The organism is Actinomyces howellii (assembly GCF_900637165.1).
Taxonomy (GTDB): domain Bacteria; phylum Actinomycetota; class Actinomycetes; order Actinomycetales; family Actinomycetaceae; genus Actinomyces; species Actinomyces howellii.
On record NZ_LR134350.1, the window covers coordinates 2842978 to 2856900 of the forward strand.

A 13923-nucleotide genomic window follows, 5' to 3' on the forward strand; every position below is an offset into this window, starting at 1 on the left:
GTCCGGGTGGGGCTCACGAGTCGGCGGCCTGGCGCAGCTCGACGTCCAGGCCCTCGTCGCGCATGCGCAGGTCGATGTAGGTCAGTGCGGTCACCGCCGCCGTGAAGGGCAGGACGGCGGCCTGGAGCAGCGAGGTGAGGAAGTTGCTCAGAGCCATGTACAGGGCCATGCCGTTGGGGACCGCCACGAGCACGATGCTGCCGAGCCCGCCGACCGCCGAGGAGGCGACGCCCACAAGCGCCGTGGTGATGAGGTTGGCGAGGAGCAGGATGCCCAGGACGCGCCAGAAGTGGCGGCGGGTCAGGGTCCAGGAGCGCTGGATGCCCTCCCACACGCCGATGTTCTCCAGGATGAGCGCACAGCTCGCCAGCCACAGTCGTGTCGTGAGGTAGAGCGAGCCGATGAGGGCGGCGAGCATGAGGAGGAACACGATGATGAGGGTGGCCGCGATGGAGGCCCCCGAGTAGCTGGCCGAGGAGTCGATGAGCCGGAAGCCGACGTAGGTGGCCGTGCCGAGCGTCACGACGATCACGAGCCCGTTCATGAGACCGATGAGCAGGGTCTGGCCGAGCAGCGCCCAGATCCGGGACCTCGTGCGCCGCCAGATCTCCGAGGGCGTGGCGATACGGCCCAGGACCGAGCGGGATACCGCCATGATGAGCACGCCTGTCAGGACCACTCCGGCCAGGATGGTGAGCACCGTGGTCGCGATCGTGCCGAGCATCCCGCCCGTCCCGCCCAGGAACGTGTCCAGGGGGACCTGCCCGTCGCTGGAGGCGAGGTCGTCAAGGGTGCTGGCCGTCGCCTCGGTGGCCGCGTAGCTGATGCCCGCGGAGACCAGCCCGGTCAGCGTCATGATGAGCAGGGAGGGCAGGAGCATGGCCCGTGGGTTGGCGCGGATCGCGTCGAAGGCGCCGGAGATGATCTCCATGACGCCCAGCGCGCGCAGGGGGACGATCCCGGGCTTGGGTGCCAGGGCGAAGCCACCGGTCGGCAGCCCGTAGGAGCCGGCACCCGCACCGTACTGACCGTGCTGACCGTACTGGCCGTACTGGCCCTGCTGGTGGTCCTGGCCGTACTGGCCCGCAGGGGCCTGGTCGTAGGCGCCGTACCGGGGCACGGCCCGGTCCTGGGGGCCCGTGCTCTGCTCGGTGGGCGGGAGCCATCCGTTCGAGTGATCCGACATGGACACACTGTCCCACGCAGGGCCCCTCGCGAGATCCGTCCTGAGGAGGAGATAGCCCACGGCGGGCATCCACCAGACGGGTGTGTGTCCTTCGCCGCGTCGGCTCAGGGCATGGCGTCCCCATGAAACTTCCAGGTTCGTGACAGGATAGACCCATGAGCACCCGTATCCTCGTCGTCGACGACGACACCGCCCTGGCAGAGATGATCGGCATCATGCTTGAGGCCGAGGGCTACACCCCCTTCTTCTGCGCCGACGGCGCCCGTGCCATGGAGGTCTTCCACGACACCCGGCCCGACCTCGTCCTGCTCGACCTCATGCTCCCCGGTGTCGACGGCGTCGAGATCTGCACGAGGCTGCGCGCCGAGTCCGACGTCCCCGTCATCATGCTCACCGCCCGGACCGACACCCAGGACGTCGTCGCGGGCCTGGAGGCCGGCGCAGACGACTACGTCACCAAGCCCTTCAAGTCCAAGGAGCTCCTCGCCCGGGTGCGCACCCGTCTGCGCCGCAACGTCGACGGCGGCAACGCCGAGCACGTGCGCGCCGGCGACCTGGACATCGACGTGGCGGGGCACCAGGTCAAGCGCGGCGACACCAAGATCGCCCTGACGCCCCTCGAGTTCGACCTCCTCGTCACCCTGGCTCGCACACCGTGGAAGGTCTTCACCCGTGAGGAGCTGCTCGAGCAGGTCTGGGGATACCAGCACGCGGCCGACACCCGCCTGGTCAACGTCCACGTCCAGCGCCTGCGGGCCAAGATCGAGCACGACCCCGAGCACCCGGTCATCGTCGTGACCGTGCGCGGCGTCGGATACCGCGCCGGCGAGCAGGCGTGAGCCCTGGGACCGGTCCCCTGACCCCCCGCGCGAACGGGTGCCCACCGGAGTGAGAGAGCCCGCATGAGCGAGCCGCCCCAGACGCGCACCGGGCCGCGGCCCCCGCGACGTCCGGACACCCCGGTCCGCGCCGTCAGGCGCAGCCTGGCCACCCGCATGGCCCTCATGGCCACCGTGGCCGGCGTCATCCTCATCGTCGTCCTGCTCAACGCCGTCAACTCCCGGATCGCCAACGCGGTGTACGAGGACCGCAAGGACACGGTCCTCGTCGACGCCTGGGAGCGGGTGACCATCGCCCAGCAGGCCTTCGACGACTCCAGCGCCACGACCACCGACGAGGTCACCTCCGTGGTCGAGGACGAGGTCGCCGACATCCGGCAGTCCTCCTCCGGGGCGGGGGTCGTCGGAGTGGTCATGAAGCGCTCCCCCCAGGAGTCGGCCCCCCAGATCATCAACGACGTCTCGACCGGCGAGGTGCCCCTGTCCCTGGTCAGCGACGAGCTGCGCGACAAGGTCGCCGACGGCGCGGACGGCAAGCAGTACTACGAGTGGGTGACCATCCCCGACACCGCGGGGGAGGTGCCCGGGCTGGTCGTGGGCTCCCGGGTGTCCCTGCCGGTGGCCGGGACCTACGAGATGTACATCGTCTACTCCCTGGCCCCCGAGGAGCGGGTCATCGAGCGCACGACCCAGACCGTGTTCATCGCCGGGACCGGCTTCCTGCTCATCCTCATCCTGGGGGTGTGGGCGCTGACCTGGCGGGTGCTCATCCCCATCAGGCGCACCTCCCTGGCGGCACAGCGCCTGGCCGCCGGACGGCTCAACGAGCGGCTCGTCGTCCAGGGTGACGACGAGATCGCCGCCCTGTCCCGGTCCTTCAACGACATGGCGGCCTCCCTGGAGTCCCAGATCGAGGCCTGGGAGAACCTGTCGAAGGTCGAGAAGCTCTTCGTGTCCGACGTCTCCCACGAGCTGCGGACCCCGCTGGCCTCGATCCGCCTGGCCTCCGAGCAGATCTGGGCGGCGCGCGAGGAGATCGAGGACCCCTTCGCGGCACGCAGCGTCGAGATCCTCATGCGGGAGGTCGACCGCTTCGAGGAGATGCTCTCCGACCTGCTCGAGATCTCGAGGATCGACTCCGGCCGCGTCCAGCTGCGCGCCGAGGACGCCGACCTCGTGGCAGTGCTGCGCGGGGTCCTTGATCTCGTCGCGGTGCACATCGAGGCCAAGGGCTCCGAGATCCGCGTCGACGCCCCGGCCGAGCCGGTCGTCGCCGAGGTCGACACCACCCGCGTCGAGAGGATCCTGCGCAACCTCGTGGTCAACGCCCTCGAGCACGCCGAGGGCTCGCCCATCGACATCACCGTCGCGGCCGGAGAGGACTCCGTGGCCGTGCGCGTGCGTGACCACGGCGTGGGCATGAGCCCCGACGTCGTCAAGAAGGTCTTCGACCGCTTCTACCGCGCCGACCCCTCGAGGCGTCGCACCCTGGGCGGCACCGGCCTGGGCCTGTCGATCTCCCTCGAGGACGCCTCGCTCCACGGCGGCACGATCACCGCCTGGGGCTGGCCCGCCGACGGTGCCTCCTTCCTGCTCGTCCTTCCCCGCTCCCTGGGTCCCGGCGGGGCGCCGGGGACCTACACCCTGCCCGGGCCTCTCGACGTCGTCCCCGACGACGCCCCCGGGGTGGCGCGGGCCGCCACGCGCCGCGGGGGCGCCGCGGGCGAGGCCTCGGCGGCTCCGGGCGGCACGCTGGCCCCCGCGCCGGCCTCCCGCCGGTCCGAGGTGGTCCGCGAGTCGGGGCAGCAGGCCGATGCCCGGGACGGGGAGCAGGCGGCCGGACCGCGCCGGGTCACGGTCGTCGGCCCGGGTGACGCCCCCAGCGCCCGCACCCCCGAGGACAGCGGCGGGCGCGGCAGGTCGGAGGGCCGCCGGTGAGCGCGCGGGACGACGCACCCGCGGGGCGCGGGGGAGCCTCACGCCGGCGGGCGCTGGCGGCGCTGGCGCTCGGGGCGCTCGGGCTGGGGGCCTGCGCCGGGGCGCCGCGCGCCGGCGAGATCGGTGAGTCCGACGTCGTCGAGGTCGAGGACTCCATGCTCGTGCAGACCGCGGCCGGCCCGGCCGTGGACGCCTCCCCCGAGCAGATCGTCTCGGGATTCCTGCGGGCGTGCGTGGCCGGTTTCTTCGACGACTTCGCCACCGCCCGCAGCTTCCTGCTCACCTCCGCGGCCGGGTCCTGGGACCCGGCGCAGACCGTCCGGGTCTACCCCGGCTCCGAGGAGCCCGTCGTCACCCGCGCCCTGGACGGCTCGGTGCGTGTCGAGGCCGACCTGCTCGGCTCGGTCGGGGACTACGGGATCTTCTCGGCCGCCGACGCGGCGGGCTACACGGCGACCTTCACCCTGGCCGCCGACGCCCACGGCCAGTGGCGCATCGCGACCCTGCCTCCCGGTGTGCTCGTGCCGGTCAGCGGGCTGTCCTCGAGCTTTCGTGCCGCGGCGCTGTACTTCCTGACCCCGGACAGGCAGCGGCTCGTCCCCGAGCTGCGCTGGCTGCCGCGCGGGTCCCTGCTGCCCGACCTCGTCGAGGCCTTCGTGTCCGGGCCCTCGCCGTGGCTCGCCGGTGGGGTCGTGACCGCCCTGCCGGCTGGGGCGGTGCTCGAGGAGGAGGTCGCCGAACCCGCGGCCGGGACGGCGGTCGTCCGGCTCACGGGGGGGCGTGCCAGGGTCCCCGAGGAGGACCTGCCCCTGCTCGTGGCCCAGCTGTGGGAGAGCCTGCGGGAGATCGACTCGGTGTCCCGGGTCAGCGTCTACCTCGACGGCGAGCTGCTTCCCCAGTCGGCGAGCCTGCCCGAGGTGACCGCCTCGCCGGGCCCCCTGGTCGGGATGAGCGGGGGCAATGTCGTCCAGGGCACGAGCTCGACGCGGGCGACGCTGGTGGCGGCCGCGGCCCTGGGCACGACCGGTGCCCGTCACCCCGCCGTGGGCACCGACGGGAGCGTCTACGTCCTGTCGGCCTCCAGCCTCCTGCGCGCCGGTGCCGGCCAGGCGGCCGCCAGCGTCATCCTGTCGGCGGGTGACGCCGACGCCGCCGCAGGCGGTCTCCTGCCCCCTGTCGTGGACCGCCACGCCTGGGTGTGGACGGCCGCCGACGGGACGCTCACCGTGGTCAACCACGTCGGGCAGAGGCCCGAGCTGTCCGTCCCCTGGCTCGAGGGCAGGCAGGTCATCGCCTTCGACCTGTCCGCGGAGTCGGCCCGATGCGCGGTCAGGCACCGCTCGGGGCAGGACGAGCGGGTCTCGGTCGCGGTGGTGCGGCGCGACGACGACGGCGTCCCCGTCGGCCTGGGCGATCCCCTCGACCTCGTCGGGGCGGAGGGAGCCGAGACGAGCTCGGTGTCCTGGTACGACACGGTGAGCGTCGCCGTCCTGGCGCCCCACCGTCAGGACGAGGAGGTCCGGGACGTGCGGGTCCTTCAGGTGGCGGGCACGACGTCAGCGACGGTCGGTGCCCGCGGCGCGGTGGCGATGGCCTCCGACAGGGTCGGCAAGGTGATGAGCCTGACCGACGCGTCGAACCGGGTCTGGCAGCGCTCCCGTACGACGTGGCGGGTCGTGGCCACCGACGTGAGCGACGTGTCCTACCCGCTCGTGTGACCCGCGGGACGCCCTGACCGGGCCACAAGAGGCCTCGTGCCCCCTCGAGAGGGCACGAGAGGGCGCGAGAGGACACGGGGCGCCAGGGACGCCGGGTGCGCGAGACGGAGCTGCCCGGCGTCCCCGCAGAGCACCTGTGTCAGGTCTGTGGGGCCGTCACAGGACCTGGGCGTCCAGGCGGATGACCCCGTAGGTCCAGCCGTGACGGTGGTAGACCGCGCAGGGCTGCTTGGTGGACTTCTCGATGAAGAGGTAGAAGGGGTGGCCGACCATCTCCATCTGGTAGAGCGCCTCGTCGACGGTCATCGGCACCGCCTCGTGTAGCTTCTGGCGCACGATGACCGGGGAGTCGCCGAGCTGGGACTCGACGGCCACGCCGGTCTGGGTGGGGGCCGACGGGGTGTCCTCGATGGGGGCGTCGCCGGTGTCGGGCACGACGACCTCCTCCGCGGCCGCCGGGGCGGCGGCAGGGGCCTGCCCGGGCACGTCGACGACGTAGCGGTGGTGGTCCTTCTTGCGGTCCCGTGCGCGGCGCAGGCGCTCGGTCAGCTTGCCCATCGCGATGTCGAAGGCGGCGAAACGGTCGGAGGAGCTGGCCTCGGCGCGGATGATCGGGCCCTTGGAGACGACTGTGATCTCAGCGCGCTCGGCTGTGTCCGCCTGGCGCGGGTTGCGCTCGTGGGTGATCTCGACCTCGACACGTTGGACACGGGGGTCGAGCTGCTCGACCTTGGTCGTCTTCTCCTCGACGTAGTCCCGTAGGCGAGAGCTGATCTCAGCGTTACGGCCGACGACGGTGATGTCCATGGCTGGAACCTCTTTCTGGGGTTCTGATGATCCCCTGGGGGATGGGCTGAAGGACACCCGCCGCACCTCGCGGCGGGCTCTGGATGGTCGTCCACCACCTCCTGAGTGCCGGGGCGCGAGGGGGATGACAGCCCCTGCGCACGCCTATGTGCGGTGTCTCATAACCTACACCATCAGGGGTGATGCCGCCCTTTGGCGCGAGCCCGGGAAGGTCACGGCCTGGTCACGTACCGACGCCGGTGCTCCTGTCCCTGCCTTTCCCTGCCTGCCCCGCCTGCTCCGGCGGTCTGCTCACCGGGGACGGGCACGGCGGGCGGGAGGGTGGCGCCCCGGGGCCCGCCCGGCGGGGGAGTGGCCGCGACGGTCAGGGCCCCGAGCACCCGCGCACCGGCCGCCTCGAGGGCACGGGCGCAGGCGCCCAGGGTGGCTCCGGTGGTCACGACGTCGTCGACGAGGAGCACCGCGGCGCCCTCGACCGGCGCCAGGACACGTGGTGGCACGGCGCGGTTGCGGCGTCGGCCGCGGGCTGAGGCGCCTGCCTGGTGCGCCGGTCCGCGGCGGCGGCGCAGGAGGTCGACGCTGAGCACGGCCGCAGGTGCCGGGGGGCACCACCCCCGGGCCGCTCCCTGAGCCACCGCGTCGGCCAGGTCCGCGGCCACGAGCCTGCCCCGCAGGCGGCGGGCCCTGCCCGAGGGAGCAGGGACGACCAACAGCGGCCCCTGGCCGACCAGCGCCGTCGTCGCTCCCAGGGACCGTGCCCACTGCCTCCCGGCCTCGCGGCCGACCTCGGCGAGCACCTCGGCCAGGTCCTCCCTCGCCCCGTTCTTCCACCGCAGGACCAGGGCGCGCACGGGCCCGGCGTAGAGGGCGACCGAGCGCACGTCGAGCCCGACCGCGGCATCGGCGTGCACGGGCAGGGCCGGGCCTCGCAGGAGCTCGCGGCAGCCGGCGCACAGGACCGTGTCCCAGCGCCCGCAGCCCGCGCAGGTCGGGGGCAGGACGAGCCGCAGGGCCGCCAGCAGCGGCCCGGCCAGTGCCTGCCAGGTGCCCGACCAGGCAGCAGCCCAGCGCGGCCGGGTGCGGCGGGGGCCACGAGACCCGGTCCCCGTGCTCATGGCCGGTCCCCGCCGGAGGCGTCCGCCGGAGGGCGGGCTGCACGGCACAGGCTGATCGCGATGAGCGATCCCACACGGTGGCGCCGATCCGGCGCACGTACCATGAGGGGCGTCTGTGCCCGGCGGCACCGGGCTCCTGCCCCGGAAGCCACCTGGGACCGCCACGAACAAGGGAGAGGCCAAGCGTGTCGATCGTCGACAGGATCCTTCGCATCGGTGAGGGACGCACCCTCCGCAAGCTCGACGCCATCGCGACCCAGGTCGAGGCCCTGGCCGACGACTACCGCGAGTTCACCGACGAGGAGCTCAAGGAGCAGACCGAGGAGCTCAAGGAGCGCTACGCCGACGGCGAGACCCTCGACCAGCTTCTGCCCGAGGCCTTCGCCACGGTCGCCGAGGCCGCTGACCGCGTCCTGGGCATGCGCCCCTACCACGTCCAGATCATGGGAGGGGCGGCTCTGCACCGGGGCAACATCGCGGAGATGAAGACCGGTGAGGGCAAGACCCTCGTCGCCACGATGCCCTCCTACCTGCGTGCCCTGACGGGCAAGGGCGTGCACGTCGTGACGGTCAACGACTACCTCGCCGAGTACCAGTCCGACCTCATGGGCCGCGTCCACCGGTTCCTGGGGCTGTCGACCGGGTGCATCCTGACCGGCCAGACCCCTGCCCAGCGCAGGGAGCAGTACGCGATGGACATCACCTACGGCACGAACAACGAGTTCGGCTTCGACTACCTGCGCGACAACATGGCCCAGCGGCCCGAGGACCTCGTCCAGCGCGGGCACGCCTTCGTCATCGTCGACGAGGTCGACTCCATCCTCATCGACGAGGCCCGTACCCCGCTCATCATCTCCGGCCCGGCCTCGGGCGACGTCAACAAGTGGTACCAGGAGTTCGCCAGGATCGCGCAGCGCCTGCGGGCGGGCAAGGACTACGAGGTCGACGAGAAAAAGCGCACCGTGGGCGTTCTCGCCCCCGGGATCGAGCGCGTCGAGGACTACCTGGGCATCGACAACCTCTACGAGTCGGAGAACACCCCGCTCATCGGCTTCCTCAACAACGCGATCAAGGCCAAGGAGCTGTTCGCCCTCGACAAGGACTACATCGTGCGCGACGGCGAGGTGCTCATCGTCGACGAGCACACCGGCCGTGTCCTGCCGGGCCGGCGTTACAACGAGGGCATGCACCAGGCCATCGAGGCCAAGGAGCGCGTGGAGATCAAGGCCGAGAACCAGACCCTGGCCACGATCACGCTCCAGAACTACTTCCGGCTCTACCCCGAGGGCTCCCGCTCGGGCATGACCGGCACCGCCGAGACCGAGGCGGCCGAGTTCGCCGGCACCTACAAGATCGGGGTCGTCCCGATCCCGACCAACGAGCCGATGATCCGCATCGACCAGCCCGACCTCGTCTACACGACGGTCAACGCCAAGCTCCAGGCCGTCGTCGACGACATCGAGGAGCGTCACGCCACCGGCCAGCCGGTCCTCGTGGGGACCACGAGCGTGGAGAAGTCCGAGGCGCTGTCGGCCATGCTCACCGAGCGGGGCATCGCCCACGAGGTCCTCAACGCCAAGCAGCACGCCCGCGAGGCGGCGGTCGTGGCGATGGCCGGGCGCAAGGGCGCGGTGACCGTGGCCACGAACATGGCCGGGCGCGGAACCGACATCATGCTCGGGGGCAACGCGGAGTACATCGCCGTGGCCGCCCTCAAGGAGGCCGGCCTGGACCCGGAGGACAACGCCGAGGCCTACGACAAGGCCTGGCCCGAGGCCCTGCGTGCCGCGCGCGAGGCGTGCAAGGCCGAGCACGACGAGGTCGTCGAGCTCGGCGGGCTCTACGTGCTGGGCACCGAGCGCCACGAGTCGCGGCGGATCGACAACCAGCTGCGCGGGCGCTCCGGCCGCCAGGGCGACCCCGGGGAGTCGCGCTTCTACCTGTCGATGGAGGACGACCTCATGCGGATGTTCGCCTCCGGGGCGGCCCAGCGGATCATGGCCTCGGGCGCCTACCCTGACGACGTGCCGCTGGAGTCCAAGATCGTCACCCGAGCGATCGCCTCGGCCCAGCGCCAGGTGGAGTCCCGCAACTACGAGATCCGCAAGAACGTCCTCAAGTACGACGACGTCATGACCGAGCAGCGCGAGAAGGTCTACGACGAGCGCCGCCGGGTGCTCGACGGCGAGGACCTCGAGCCCCAGGTCGAGCGCTTCCGCTCCCAGGCCGTCGACACCATCGTGCGCGCCCGCACCGCCGAGGGACGGCCCGACCAGTGGGACCTCGAGGCCCTGTGGGACGACCTGGGCCACCTCTTCCCGGTCTCGCTCACCAGCGAGGAGCTCATCGAGGCCGTCGGCGGCGTCGACCGGCTCACCGCCGAGCGCCTGTCGACCGAGCTGGCCGAGGACGCCGCGGTGGCCTACGAGGAGGCTGAGGGGCGTCTGGACGGCAACGTGCTCGCCCGCGCCCAGCTCGGCGAGGAGCCGATGCGCACCCTGGAGCGCCGCGTCCTGCTGGCGGTGGTCGACAAGCGCTGGCGGGAGCACCTCTACGAGATGGACTACCTCAAGGAGGGCATCGGCCTGCGGGCCATGGCCCAGCGCGACCCCCTCGTCGAGTACGCCAACGAGGGCGCCCACATGTTCAAGGCGATGATGGAGGGGATCCGCGAGGAGACCGTCGAGCAGATCTTCGCCAACGCCGCCCGCTTCGAGGCCGCGGCCGCCAGGGCCGAGGCCGACGGGACCGCCGAGGCGGCCCAGACGGTGGCCACGGCCGACGGCACGGGCGCTGCGCGCATCCGGGTCCAGGCCGGCTCGGCGGGAGCCGGAGGCGCTGGCGGCACGGTCCTGGGCTCGACCGGCCAGCAGGCGATGGACAGCCGGGTCACCTACTCGGCCCCGGGCGAGGACGGCACGGCCCGTACCCAGGACGGCGGTGGGGCGCCCTCGACGCGCTCCGGCGCCGAGGGCGGCCAGCGGGCCGCGGTCGGCAACCGCGCCCAGCGCCGCGCCTCGCGCAAGCGCAAGCGCTGAGCCTCCAGGCGCCGGACGGGCAGTCGGACGAGCAGTCGGACGGGCAGTCGGACAAGCACTGAGGGACGGTCTCACGCGATCTCCAGGTGGCTGAGCACCCACCTGCCGCGGTGGGCCACGAGGCGCACCGCGGCCGCGCGCACCCGGGAGCCGTCGTCGAGAAGGACCGTGGCCTCGCAGGCCCCGTGCGCGACGGTCTGGGCGCGCACCGAGCGGGCGCGCATCCGGGTGGCCTGCGGGCGCGGACCCAGGAGGCGGCGGGCCAGTCCGGCCCTGCGGGCGAGGGCGTCGAAGAGCTGAGGCGTCGTCCACCGGGCCAGCTGGTCGGCAGGGCGGTGTCCGGTGAGCACCTCGCAGGCCGCTTGGACGATCGAGGCGGCACTGCGTGCCGGGTCCGGCATCCGGGTCGTGGTCGTCTCCTCCGGGCCGCCCCGCGGCTGCTCGGTGTCCTCGTGAGCGAGCCTGGGCTGGAAGCGCATGCGGTCCCAGTCGGTGCGCGGCTGCGCGGCGGTGAGCCTCGGGTGCTCGACGACCCTGCCCGCGGGGGCGTGTCGGGTCGTGCTCAGAGCCCGGGCGCTTGTGCCGTGGGATCGCCGCGGAGCCCGGGGCGGGGCCTCGTCAGTGGTCAGGGCGGTGGGTGTCGCACTCATCGTCGTCGTCCTGTCGGATGGGTCGGGGGGTGGTCATGCGGTTTGTGCGGTTTGTGCGGTTTGTGCGGTTTGTGCGGTTTGTGCGGTTTGTGCGGTCAGCGTGCGGAGCCCGGCCTGGCGGCCCCGTCGTCCTCGAGAGCCGGCATCGTGAGCGGGGTGCCGGGGTGGATGAGGTCGGGGTCGGATCCGACCACCGGGGTGTTGGCGGCGTAGACCTGCGGCCAGGCCTCGGCGATCGCGGCGTCCTGGGCGCCGGGTCCCAGCGCGTCGGCGGTGATCGACCACAGGGACTCTCCCGCCGTGACCACGTGCTCGGAGGGCGAGGGGGACCCGCCCCGCGAGGGGTCGTCCCCGCTCGTCCCCGCCTCGTCCTCGCCCGCCGCGGGGTCCGATCCACCGGGGTCGTCGGCCGGTGCCTCGGCCGCGGGGGTCTCCTGGCTCGTCGTGGGACGCCATCCCAGGTCGTCGGTGCCCGGGTCGGAGTCGGCCGCCAGCGCCGGGCTCGCCGTCAGGCCTGCGACGAGGGCGCCTGCGGTGACGCGGCGCACGGCTGGGGCGCCCCAGCGCCAGAGGATCTCCTGGGCCGCCGATCCCTCCCGGGCGCCGCGCACCGGCGTGGCAGCCAGGGCGAGCAGGGCGGACAGGAGGTGCCAGGCGGCGCCGAGCGCCCCGGCCGAGGCGCCGAGTGTCGCGAGGCAGGTCGTCAGCTGGGAGGGACCCCACCAGGCGAGGGGGGTCTCGAGGAGCCCGTGCACGCCTGCTGCGGTGCCGACCGCGAGGGCGACCGTGAGGGCAGCGGAGACGATGGCGATGGTGATGAGCTGGGTCAGGGTGCGCATGACATCCTCCGTCGCTGGCAATGATGTTTAGTGCGCTTAGATCCTGGATCATCTGTGACACATCTGTCAAGACCTTCGTCGGGCCGTCGTGCTCGCGAGCCTGCTCGACGGGGCTCGAGAGGCTGCGCGAGCCGGTGGCTCGTGGTCGGGCTTGGCCGGCGGGGCGGACTGTGGTGGGCTGCCCCCATGAACTGGGACAACCTCCTGGCAGACCTTGAGAGCCGCTTCGAGGCCGAGCGCCGGGCCGACCTGGCGGCGCAGTCGGCGGACCTGGCGGAGGCCGAGGTCTCGCAGATCAGGATGGGGGACCGGTTGCGCGGTGCGCCGGGCCGGCACGTCTGGCTGCGGACCCGGTCGGGCGCTCATGTCGACGGCGTCGTGCTCCGGGCCGAGGACGGCTTCGTCCTGGTCGACGAGGGAGACGGCCTCCAGGCCATCGTGCCCACCGACGCTCTGGCCGTGGCCGGGCCGCTGCCCGGACCGGCGCCCCGTGGTCGGGCGCGGCGCACGCCGACCCTTCAGGGCGCGCTGCGCGAGCTGGCCCGTCTCGGGGCTCGGGTGCGCGTCGTCCTGTCAGGGGGCGATGTCGTGGGGCGGGTCGTGCGCGTCGGGGCGGACTGGTTCGACGTCCTCGTCGACACAGCCGAGACGGCCACGACTCGTTCCGCGACCGCGCCGGTGGATGGCGGCGTGGTCACGGTCGCGTTGGGGGCGGTGGAGGCGGTGCGCAGCCGCTGAGGCAGCTGCGCACCGCGGGGTCACTCCTCCGAGCCGCTGCGGCTGGCAACCATCTGTCGGGTGGCGGCCAGCCGGTTCTGGACGTACTCGTCGAAGGCGCTCTCCGGCACCCGCCACAGGTTGCGTGCGCCCACCTGGATGGCGGGCAGGTCGCCCGACTGGATGAGGGCGCGCACGCCCTGGGCGGACAGCTGGAGGCTCTCGGCAACTTCGGTGATGGTCAAGAACTTGTCCTTCATGGCAAGATTGTCTCATTGCTTAGCCGTACGCGCCATCCCTGAACATCCCTGCGGGCTTCTAAAGTACTGATGCGGACGCCCCTGGGTTCCACAGCCACGAGGAGGAGCCCGTGATCCCAGCACGGAGAACGTCGTCAGCCCGCCCTGAGTCCCGCCCTGACGCCCGCGCCGAGGCGGTGGCACGGTGGCGTCGGCCCACGTGGCGCGACCCCCGGCTCGCCGGCGGGCTCGTGCTCGTCGGGGCCTCGGTGGCACTGGGGGCGTGGGCCGTGGACGCCGCGGCGGACACCGAGCAGGTCTACGTCCTGACCCGCGACGTCGCACCCGGCACGGACCTGACCGCCGAGGGGGTCCTCACCCTCGTCGACTCCCACCCTGGGACGCAGGCGTACGTGACCGCGGGCTCGCTCCCGGCCGACGCCGTGTCCACCCGGTCCCTGGACGCGGGTGAGCTGTTGCCGACCGGTGCGGTCGGCTCCGCGGCCGACCAGGACCTGAGAGCCGTCGTCATCGAGGTCGTCTCCGGCCTGCCCGCCGGGACCTCGACGGGCGACGCCGTCGAGCTGTGGGTGCTGCCCGGTGAGCAGGCGCCGGTGACCACCGGCGCGCAGGCCGACGGGGCGGAGCCCGCCGGGGCGCAGATGGTCGCCCAGGGCCTGACGGTCTCGGCCGTGGGCGAGGCGGGCACGAGCCTCATCGGGGGCACGACGAGCCAGGTCGAGGTGCTCGTCCCCTCCGAGGCGCTCGAGGCGGTGCTCACCGCCGTGGGCCAGGCGGGGGGTCTCGTCCTCGTGCCCACCGGCCAGGAGGGTTGAG

At 72.8% G+C, this 13923-nt stretch carries 12 protein-coding genes; 6 read left to right on the forward strand and 6 right to left on the reverse strand.

Annotated elements, in window-relative coordinates:
• Positions 1-13: 13 nt before the first annotated feature.
• A complete protein-coding gene (locus EL245_RS11865; protein WP_161512706.1) occupies positions 14-1186 on the reverse strand; it encodes a glycerophosphoryl diester phosphodiesterase membrane domain-containing protein in 1173 nt (390 codons plus the stop codon).
• A 155-nt stretch (positions 1187-1341) separates the two neighbouring features.
• Between EL245_RS11865 and mtrA the strand changes: the two genes are divergently transcribed.
• The 3 genes from mtrA (at position 1342) to EL245_RS11885 (ending at position 5681) form a co-directional block, all read left to right on the forward strand.
• Positions 1342-2025 carry an MtrAB system response regulator MtrA gene (gene mtrA, locus EL245_RS11875; RefSeq protein ID WP_126383406.1) on the forward strand — a complete coding sequence of 228 codons (684 nt, stop codon included), beginning with the start codon at positions 1342-1344 and terminating at the stop codon, positions 2023-2025.
• Positions 2026-2088: 63 nt separating this feature from the next.
• Positions 2089-3963, forward strand: a complete 1875-nt coding sequence (gene mtrB, locus EL245_RS11880; protein ID WP_232009762.1) for an MtrAB system histidine kinase MtrB — start codon at positions 2089-2091, stop codon at positions 3961-3963.
• Positions 3960-5681, forward strand: a complete 1722-nt coding sequence (locus EL245_RS11885) for a GerMN domain-containing protein (RefSeq protein ID WP_126383408.1) — start codon at positions 3960-3962, stop codon at positions 5679-5681. The genes mtrB and EL245_RS11885 overlap by 4 nt, the downstream gene beginning before the upstream one ends.
• Positions 5682-5837: 156 nt before the next feature.
• Here EL245_RS11885 and hpf read toward each other — a convergent pair whose 3' ends face one another.
• Together hpf and EL245_RS11895 are read right to left on the reverse strand one after the other, a co-directional pair.
• Positions 5838-6488, reverse strand: coding sequence for a ribosome hibernation-promoting factor, HPF/YfiA family (gene hpf, locus EL245_RS11890; RefSeq protein ID WP_126383410.1), 651 nt, complete (start codon positions 6486-6488; stop codon positions 5838-5840).
• A 212-nt stretch (positions 6489-6700) separates the two neighbouring features.
• Positions 6701-7603 carry a ComF family protein gene (locus tag EL245_RS11895; protein WP_126383412.1) on the reverse strand — a complete coding sequence of 301 codons (903 nt, stop codon included), beginning with the start codon at positions 7601-7603 and terminating at the stop codon, positions 6701-6703.
• A 185-nt stretch (positions 7604-7788) separates the two neighbouring features.
• Here EL245_RS11895 and secA point away from each other — a divergent pair, with 185 nt between their 5' ends.
• Positions 7789-10641: a preprotein translocase subunit SecA gene (gene secA / locus EL245_RS11900; RefSeq protein WP_126383414.1), complete on the forward strand. Its 2853-nt coding sequence runs from the start codon at positions 7789-7791 to the stop codon at positions 10639-10641.
• A gap of 71 nt (positions 10642-10712) precedes the next feature.
• On the opposite strand, the gene EL245_RS13750 is transcribed toward secA, so the two are convergent.
• Together EL245_RS13750 and EL245_RS11910 are read right to left on the reverse strand one after the other, a co-directional pair.
• Positions 10713-11291, reverse strand: a complete 579-nt coding sequence (locus EL245_RS13750) for an Rv3235 family protein (protein ID WP_232009763.1) — start codon at positions 11289-11291, stop codon at positions 10713-10715.
• Positions 11292-11386: 95 nt separating this feature from the next.
• Entirely contained in the window at positions 11387-12130 is a 744-nt protein-coding gene (locus EL245_RS11910; RefSeq protein ID WP_126383416.1) for a LysM peptidoglycan-binding domain-containing protein, read from the reverse strand.
• 186 nt (positions 12131-12316) lie between these two features.
• On the opposite strand from EL245_RS11910, the gene EL245_RS11915 reads away from it, so the two are divergent.
• Complete coding sequence (locus EL245_RS11915; protein WP_126383418.1) at positions 12317-12868, forward strand: Fis family transcriptional regulator; 552 nt, start codon at positions 12317-12319, stop codon at positions 12866-12868.
• Positions 12869-12888: 20 nt separating this feature from the next.
• Here the strand turns inward: EL245_RS11915 and EL245_RS11920 are convergent, their stop codons facing one another.
• The gene (locus EL245_RS11920; protein ID WP_126383420.1) at positions 12889-13107 is read right to left on the reverse strand and encodes a helix-turn-helix domain-containing protein; all 219 of its coding nucleotides are present in this window, start codon (positions 13105-13107) and stop codon (positions 12889-12891) included.
• A 110-nt stretch (positions 13108-13217) separates the two neighbouring features.
• Here EL245_RS11920 and EL245_RS11925 point away from each other — a divergent pair, with 110 nt between their 5' ends.
• Positions 13218-13922 (forward strand): hypothetical protein, encoded by a 705-nt coding sequence (locus EL245_RS11925; protein ID WP_232009764.1) that lies wholly within the window; start codon positions 13218-13220, stop codon positions 13920-13922.
• Position 13923: the final 1 nt, after the last annotated feature.